The 6,766-nt window shown below is 35.2% G+C and carries 13 protein-coding genes and 1 pseudogene; 3 read left to right on the top strand and 11 right to left on the bottom strand.

Features of this window, described 5'->3' with window-relative positions; all coding sequences use genetic code 11:
- The 11 genes and pseudogenes from RUH95_RS21285 to RUH95_RS21340 all read right to left on the bottom strand — a co-directional run.
- A pseudogene (locus RUH95_RS21285) lies at positions 1–368 on the bottom strand (DnaD domain protein); the annotation flags it as partial.
- Positions 361–894 carry a phage replisome organizer N-terminal domain-containing protein gene (locus RUH95_RS21560; protein ID WP_397469535.1) on the bottom strand — a complete coding sequence of 178 codons (534 nt, stop codon included), beginning with the start codon at positions 892–894 and terminating at the stop codon, positions 361–363. The pseudogene RUH95_RS21285 and the gene RUH95_RS21560, both read right to left, overlap by 8 nt.
- Before the next feature lie 86 nt (positions 895–980).
- The gene (locus RUH95_RS21300) at positions 981–1,700 is read right to left on the bottom strand and encodes a phage antirepressor KilAC domain-containing protein (RefSeq protein ID WP_313894909.1); all 720 of its coding nucleotides are present in this window, start codon (positions 1,698–1,700) and stop codon (positions 981–983) included.
- On the bottom strand, positions 1,669–1,791 hold the full coding sequence (locus RUH95_RS21305) for a hypothetical protein (RefSeq protein ID WP_313894910.1): 123 nt from the start codon (positions 1,789–1,791) through the stop codon (positions 1,669–1,671). Before RUH95_RS21305 ends, RUH95_RS21300 begins: the two co-directional genes overlap by 32 nt.
- Before the next feature lie 14 nt (positions 1,792–1,805).
- A complete protein-coding gene (locus tag RUH95_RS21310; protein WP_313894911.1) occupies positions 1,806–2,378 on the bottom strand; it encodes a YqaJ viral recombinase family protein in 573 nt (190 codons plus the stop codon).
- Entirely contained in the window at positions 2,362–3,009 is a 648-nt protein-coding gene (locus RUH95_RS21315) for a Sak single strand annealing protein (protein WP_313894912.1), read from the bottom strand. Before RUH95_RS21315 ends, RUH95_RS21310 begins: the two co-directional genes overlap by 17 nt.
- A gap of 102 nt (positions 3,010–3,111) precedes the next feature.
- The gene (locus tag RUH95_RS21320; RefSeq protein WP_313894913.1) at positions 3,112–3,294 is read right to left on the bottom strand and encodes a hypothetical protein; all 183 of its coding nucleotides are present in this window, start codon (positions 3,292–3,294) and stop codon (positions 3,112–3,114) included.
- A 143-nt stretch (positions 3,295–3,437) separates the two neighbouring features.
- The gene (locus RUH95_RS21325; protein WP_313894914.1) at positions 3,438–3,617 is read right to left on the bottom strand and encodes a hypothetical protein; all 180 of its coding nucleotides are present in this window, start codon (positions 3,615–3,617) and stop codon (positions 3,438–3,440) included.
- Positions 3,618–3,648: 31 nt separating this feature from the next.
- Positions 3,649–3,924, bottom strand: a complete 276-nt coding sequence (locus RUH95_RS21330; protein ID WP_313894915.1) for a hypothetical protein — start codon at positions 3,922–3,924, stop codon at positions 3,649–3,651.
- A 22-nt stretch (positions 3,925–3,946) separates the two neighbouring features.
- Positions 3,947–4,138, bottom strand: a complete 192-nt coding sequence (locus RUH95_RS21335; protein WP_313894916.1) for a helix-turn-helix transcriptional regulator — start codon at positions 4,136–4,138, stop codon at positions 3,947–3,949.
- Positions 4,139–4,167: 29 nt separating this feature from the next.
- The gene (locus RUH95_RS21340) at positions 4,168–4,410 is read right to left on the bottom strand and encodes a helix-turn-helix domain-containing protein (RefSeq protein WP_313894917.1); all 243 of its coding nucleotides are present in this window, start codon (positions 4,408–4,410) and stop codon (positions 4,168–4,170) included.
- 182 nt (positions 4,411–4,592) lie between these two features.
- Here RUH95_RS21340 and RUH95_RS21345 point away from each other — a divergent pair, with 182 nt between their 5' ends.
- The 3 genes from RUH95_RS21345 to RUH95_RS21355 all read left to right on the top strand — a co-directional run bounded on the left by RUH95_RS21345 (position 4,593) and on the right by RUH95_RS21355 (position 6,639).
- Complete coding sequence (locus RUH95_RS21345; RefSeq protein ID WP_313894918.1) at positions 4,593–4,919, top strand: helix-turn-helix domain-containing protein; 327 nt, start codon at positions 4,593–4,595, stop codon at positions 4,917–4,919.
- 9 nt (positions 4,920–4,928) lie between these two features.
- Complete coding sequence (locus RUH95_RS21350; protein WP_313894919.1) at positions 4,929–5,378, top strand: ImmA/IrrE family metallo-endopeptidase; 450 nt, start codon at positions 4,929–4,931, stop codon at positions 5,376–5,378.
- An 88-nt stretch (positions 5,379–5,466) separates the two neighbouring features.
- Positions 5,467–6,639, top strand: coding sequence for a tyrosine-type recombinase/integrase (locus RUH95_RS21355; RefSeq protein WP_313894920.1), 1,173 nt, complete (start codon positions 5,467–5,469; stop codon positions 6,637–6,639).
- Positions 6,640–6,766 lie beyond the last annotated feature (127 nt).

The following is a 6,766-nucleotide window of genomic DNA, read 5'->3' on the forward strand; positions in this document are numbered from 1 at the left end:
CCTACGTAACCGATCAAACTTTCATCCTTCACTTCTTTTAGTTCAGAAAGCACACAATCAATCATCGGTTTACCACCACGATTTAAGTTATACTTGCCCCAATTCCGAATTGCTATCTCTCTTGTTTCGGGATTATAAACGACAATCTTATGATGTTTAACAAACCGATCGAGCAAAGAATTAATACTTTCTATTGAGTAACCAGTATCAAAAGACATTTGCTTCTTAGTAATTTGATAGATACCGATCTGAGTTGCGTTGGAATTAGTTAATAGGTACAGGAAGAAGTATTTATCTTCCGGCGTCATTTCCTCAACAACTCGTGGATCGTTCCAAAACTCTGTATATACCATTCTGAATTTAGCCATTCTTTTCACCCTTTTTATGAACTTTCCTGTGGCAAGGTTCGCATAACGTCTGTCCGTTACTAACTTCAAACCTTAATGCTTCATAACGGGCAAACGACTTGATGTGATGGGCGTTAAGCGATCCACCTACTTGATTACACATTTGACAGGTATATTTATCTCTTTCAAAAACGTCGGCTCTCCACAGCTTATATTCCGGTGAATTGCGCAACTCTTGATTAGTACGCCAAAACCGATTAATTTCTATAGTGTCACCATCTATTTTCATTACACCTACTTCAGTAAGTGCTGAAATCATTCCCCTAATAAACTGGATGTCTTTTTTCAATAAAACCGAAAGCAGCTCTTCAATAGAATGAGTATTATTAGCAAAGTTTTTCACTTTAAAGCTCCCATCCTTTGAAGACATAAGAAGCAATTTGAACCAACACACTAATATAGTGTCAGCTTCCGGCATATTTTCAATCAGACGGATCTTCTCGTCTTCAAACATTTGAGTGCTTAATTTAATCCATTTCACGTTCATAATTTTTCACTTCCTGTTTATTAATTCTTAGAAGCGTGTTATACTTTCGGTAACTTATTTTTTGTTCGTAGTCTGATGTTGGCGCATCAGACTTTTTCTTTGTTTAATAACTTGTTAATAAAGTACGCTTGTCCTTTTCCAGTAACTTTAGGAGTATATTTTGTATAAAACTCCCCATCGCTGCCAGAGTGTAAATGTGTGCTGATTTCAAACAACTTCATGTCCATTGCACGTTGTGTGGGCTTATTCCGCATCGTCTTCCCTGCACATAGATAATCGTTATTCCTTAACCATTCAAACAACCTATTCTGTCCAATATCAATGCCGTTTTGCTTTAATAGAGTTGCTAAATCTTTTACTAGAATGGCATTTTTACTAACTTCTACAGCTTCAGCAAAGAATACCTTGCTTTTATTTCTATCAATATTTTCTTGAAGCTCTAATACTTGTTTTTCAAGAAATTCATGTGCGCGTTTAATAATCATTTCTGGACTGTTCCACATTTTTTCAACTTGTAAGAAATACCGTCTAGCTTGCGCACCTCTTTCATTGCGTTGGATCATGGATATTTCTTTTGCCATATCAATTGTTAGTTCATGATCATCTAAAGTTCTCAAAGCACCATTATTTACAACCGTACTTTTTTGACCGCTTGTAAAATCGACACCTTCTACAAATCCATAGGTAAGCATTCTGGAAAACCATTTCGAATAACGTTCGTTCGATTCCAGAAATTTGTGTAATTCACGACCGCTGATAATAATTTCCCCAGAATCATTGTGATTCGTTTCGATTAATTGATTCATCTTCATCCTCCTTTAATACTGCTACATATAAACTCCCGACACCGAAACTGATAAACATCAACATGAGTGTTTCGATTGCCCCAAACTCCATTGACTCACCTCCTTTCATTTAGGAAAAATACTCATTTCTTTACAATGCTCCAGGTAATCAATTCTTTGCTTATGTTCTATAATTTCCTTTGTTTTGATCGGCACTGGTATTTCAAATAAATTTGTACTTTTTAACGGCTTGAATGGATCTGCCAATAAACGCTCGTCCACTTGATATGCGATAATCGAAGCTTGTAATAACTCAAATACATACATGTAATGAATCAATTGCCTTTTGTAGTTAGCTGGTACCTTTTCTTTTAAAAACCATTCAAACGCTTTACCTGTAGCTTTAACATCAGAAACTTTGTTGCCTATGATATAATCCGTGTTGGCTCTTGCGATACCTTTTATCTTCTGTCTATCTCGCAATCCTTTAACGCCGTTAACAGATTCATATAAATCAACAATGTCATGTTCTAGGATCGTACCCACTGACATATGTTTATTGGTAAATGATTCTGACGGAGATTCAGATAGCTTCGCTGACCACCACTTAACAAAACTATTAGTCTCGTAATTCATGTAAATCATATTTGCTTCTGATCCACCTATAAATTGATTCCTATCGTCAACTGTTGTTATCATTTAGAATCACATCTAACTGACTGATCAATATTTTCTTGGCTGCATGGTCATTAGACTTGTACAATTTATGAATCTCCTCTTTAGAGCTTTGTAGTATTGTATAAAGAGAGTCTTTGTCACCTGTCTTTTGTAAAGCCTTGGCGAATAACGTTGTTACCTGGTCGTTCAAAGTAGATGTTTCATTTTGGCTTAACTCACGTTGGATTTCTTTATCATTATTAATGACATGTTCTTCTTTAATCCATAAACCTAGACCTAAACCAGTATTGATTGCCACTGCTTTAACAAAACCTCTCTGCTTTGCCTTATTTATGTCTAGTTGATTAGGATTAGAAACTGGATAAATTCCATTAACCACAGGGTAATCTTCTTCATAACGCTCACCGTCAACTTCTACCCACACTGTCACGAATGCACTTTCTCCATTTTGATTGTAAAAACAGGGATAGCTATTCTCGTTTTTAACCATTCCGTACCTTACTTTTTCAGCACCATTTTCATAAAGTAATTTGATACAATTAGCCCATTCCAAGTAATCTAAAGTTAAATCAGAGTTTTTCTTTACTGGTCGTTTAGCAACTTCATTGGACAAATCTAGTTCAAATAATTCGTTGAAAGATTTCAGTGTCATTCTTCGTCTTCCTCCCTCTCCTGTTCACGCTCATACTCTAGATATTCATTAGTTGGGTAGCCTGTACGTTCAATTTGTTCGATCATCGGATGATCCATTATGCTAACCTCCTATTCTCGCAATCTTCAATGGCTCGGGATAAATGTTTAATGTTTTAGCCAGACCATGCTCGACCTTCCTTTCGATTTTCGTTGGATATGCTTCTTCCAGTTTTCGAAAGCATTCAGCTTTATTTTCTCCCGTGGCGTAAACATCACCAGTATGCAATCCTTTAGCGACAATCATGTATGCTCACCACCTTTGATATATGTGTTAAATCGTCCAACATTTTCCGCACCAGGCTTAAAAAAATATGCCGGTTAAGGCAAGTACTCTTAGTGGTACTATCGAATGAGAACTGAAAGTGGATAGTTTAATCGAACTGTTAATTACTTTATATCTACATAGCGTTCTAAATAATCGTCGTCATCATCTATAGGTTGTAAAACAACTTCTTCTACAGAACCCCTGTAATAGAAATGTGTTTCATTTTCATCTTTTCTAAGCACACGTACAGTCGCATATTCCGGGAGCTTTTGTAGCTTCTCGATTAATTCATTAACTAGCACATTACCCTCTCCTTTACTCCATATTTTGTGTCTACTCAGCAGCTTCCAACTCAGCAAGTTCAGCGAGTAGTTGCTTTTTGCGATCTTCTTTAGCCTTTTTGTAGAAGACGGTCATTCCGAATCCGTAGTCACCAGACGTTAACCATGTAGACCCATCGCTTTCTATTTCTTGTACAGTTCCTAACTTTTCAACTTTCTCTAAAGCTTTTTCTTTCGTGAATTTCTCTGCGCCATAATAACTAATTTCTACTACAGCCCCTTCTTCTATTGCACGTTCTAATATTTCTAGCTTTTGTTCAGTTGTCATTTGATTCCCTCCTTTTTTCTTTTTACGCTAAATTCTCTTCACCTGATAACCATTCATCAATTTTATTTAAGTCGAACAATAATACTCCTGGTGACGGTCTGTTAAAAGGTATTTCTTTTTTGCGAACTAGTCTGTACAATGTTGATTCACTTATTGGGCAATCAATGGATTTAAGATAGTCGACTAAATTCTTAACACCTCGTATCTTTCGCAAGAATTACACCTCACTTTCATTTATGTTATTTACACCGCCCCAATTTCCCGTTTTTGGAACGGTGATGTTAAAAAAAAATCATCGGCAGAGATATTTAGTTCATCACAAATCAATTTCACCTCATCGATTGTGAAGACACTACCGGATCTATTTATCTTTTGAGAAAAACTTACTTCATTCATACCTATGCGCATAGCTATTTCTCTTTGTTTGATTCCATTTTCTGCAAGGTAGCCCTTGAATTTATAAAACGGTTTTTTATTCTGATTCACCCTATTCACCTCCACTTCCCATATTTGGGACGTTGTAAATATAATAATACACCCAAAAATTTAAAAGTCAATTAATAATTTCATATTTGGGAAGTTTTTTTAAAATGTGTTGTATTTTCGGGAAAAATATATTAAGCTATAATTAAGATATTAAATGAAGCGTTTTTCGGGGGAGTTTAAAAATGACTACTTTTTCAGAGAAAATAAAACAATTAAGAATTTCTAATAAAATGTCACTTGAACAGTTATCAGTAGAATTTTTAAAGAGATACGGTGCTAAAATAAGTAAAAGTTCGATCAGCCGATGGGAAAATGGACAAGCGAAACCGGACATTGATGATGCCAGTTTGTACGCAGATTTATTTAAAGTATCTTTAGACTCGTTAATTGACAGACAACCATCAGAAAAAATTGAAACTATTGCTGCTCACATAGATGAAGATGTAACTGAAGAAGAAATGGAAGAGATTAGAAGGTACATCGAATTTATTAAAACAAAACGTAAATGAGGTGGTTACATGCCGTACGAAGCTTTAATCTCGCAATATCCACATATTAAAATTAAAGAAGTTACTAATTTACCTCGAGGACTTGCTGGGCTTTATCTCGATAATGAAATTAGGATAGACAAATATAGAAGTAAGTATGAAAAACATGGCATTCTTGCTGAAGAGTTCGGGCACTACGAAACTTCACATGGTGACATTGTAGATCTGTCTCACATTCAAAATATGAAATTAGAAGTAATAGCACGTCGCTGGGGCTATAAGAAGATAGTTCCTTTGGATAAGTTAATTGAATGTTACATAAAAGACTACACTACATTAGAAGAAGTGTGTGAACACCTTGAGATCACATCCAATTACCTCCAAACCTCATTAAATTACTATAAAGATCGACACGGCTTATTCGTGCTTCGCAAAAACTTTAAAATCTCCTTTGATCCCCTTAATGTCGAAAGGTGTTAAAAAAATTTAACCTAATTAAGAACATACGCTCTGTTTAGGAGGTGATATAAGTAAAATAAGGTATCGGAAAATAGAAGGAGTGTAAAAATTGGCAAGTTACGAAGAGTTAAAACCAACTAAAACTGGTGTACCTGGTATTAAAATAACTGTTGAAAAAGGATATGACGAAGAAACTGGAGAAAGGTTACGCTTTTTTAAAACTGTCCGTATGAAAACATTGTCTGACCGAGCTATAAAAAAAGCGATCACTGAATTTGAAATTGAAGTGGCGAATAAAGATAAAACGGTGAAGTTAGAAAAAATAAATTTTGGCAATTTTGTTGAACGTTGGATGGTAAATTATGTGGAGATTGATTTATCTGTAGCGACAAAAAATGATTATAAATATCACTTGGATGGTGGTATATTAGATGAACTGAAAGACCGTAAGTTAGCGAGTATCAAAACCTTCCACCTAGTAGAGTGTATAAACAAATGGAAAGAAAATAGTGTTTCTATGGCCATACAAAAATACGTTGTGCTTAAAAGCATTTTTGCTAAAGCTGTAGAATGGGGGTTGTTGAAGGAGAATCCTATGAAAGAATTGAAGCGTCCTCGAGTAGAAAAAAGACATAAAGAATTAGAGTTTTATGATGAATACCAACTAGAACGATTATTCGAAGTGCTCGAACATGTGAATAAAAGGCATAAAATCCAAATTAAATTAACGGTTCTTACCGGTTTAAGGATAGGCGAACTAGGAGGTATGCGTATTGAATGTATAGATTTTAACAAGAATACCATTTTAATCAACAAATCCCTACAGTATGACAAAGAAAAAAAGAAACTGGTTTTAGGGTCAACAAAAAATAAAAAAGCTCGTGTTGTGGACATTCCCGATAAATTCATAGAAGAACTGAAAAGTTATGTAGTTGAACAAGAAACAATCAAAAATAAAATGGGTAGAGCGTGGAGTCCCATGATAGGGGAAGATGGAGAAGAAATTAACTTTTTATTCTGCCGAGATAATGGATATCCGCAAAACCCAAGATCAGCAGCCGCAGCCTGGGATCGCATTGTCAAAAAATACGAATTACCGAAAATAAGCTTTCATAATTTAAGACATTCTTACGCATCTTATTCCCTTAGTAAAGGTGTAAATATTAAAATAATCCAGGAACAACTTGGACACAGCGACATCAATTTAACGATTGGCACATATAGTCACTTGACCGAACGTGACAAATCTAATGCGAGTAATATTTTTAACAATTTACTCTAGTGGTCACTTTTCGGTCACTTGTTGAAATAGATGCTTCACGAATCGTTGTCGTGCCAACACTAGATCGCTAACGTTGCACTATTATCAAAATATATAAATTCAGATGTCATTAGATTTCACTCACTTT

This window comes from Psychrobacillus sp., assembly GCF_032154225.1.
Taxonomy (GTDB): domain Bacteria; phylum Bacillota; class Bacilli; order Bacillales_A; family Planococcaceae; genus Psychrobacillus.

Bases quoted from the DNA above. Each gene is read 5' to 3' on its own strand.
- RUH95_RS21560 (WP_397469535.1), bottom strand. From the start codon at position 894: ATGAACGTGAAATGGATTAAATTAAGCACTCAAATGTTTGAAGACGAG.
- RUH95_RS21300 (WP_313894909.1), bottom strand. From the start codon at position 1,700: ATGAATCAATTAATCGAAACGAATCACAATGATTCTGGGGAAATTATT.
- RUH95_RS21305 (WP_313894910.1), bottom strand. From the start codon at position 1,791: ATGGAGTTTGGGGCAATCGAAACACTCATGTTGATGTTTATCAGTTTC.
- RUH95_RS21310 (WP_313894911.1), bottom strand. From the start codon at position 2,378: ATGATAACAACAGTTGACGATAGGAATCAATTTATAGGTGGATCAGAA.
- RUH95_RS21315 (WP_313894912.1), bottom strand. From the start codon at position 3,009: ATGACACTGAAATCTTTCAACGAATTATTTGAACTAGATTTGTCCAAT.
- RUH95_RS21320 (WP_313894913.1), bottom strand. From the start codon at position 3,294: ATGATTGTCGCTAAAGGATTGCATACTGGTGATGTTTACGCCACGGGA.
- RUH95_RS21330 (WP_313894915.1), bottom strand. From the start codon at position 3,924: ATGACAACTGAACAAAAGCTAGAAATATTAGAACGTGCAATAGAAGAA.
- RUH95_RS21345 (WP_313894918.1), top strand. From the start codon at position 4,593: ATGACTACTTTTTCAGAGAAAATAAAACAATTAAGAATTTCTAATAAA.
- RUH95_RS21350 (WP_313894919.1), top strand. From the start codon at position 4,929: ATGCCGTACGAAGCTTTAATCTCGCAATATCCACATATTAAAATTAAA.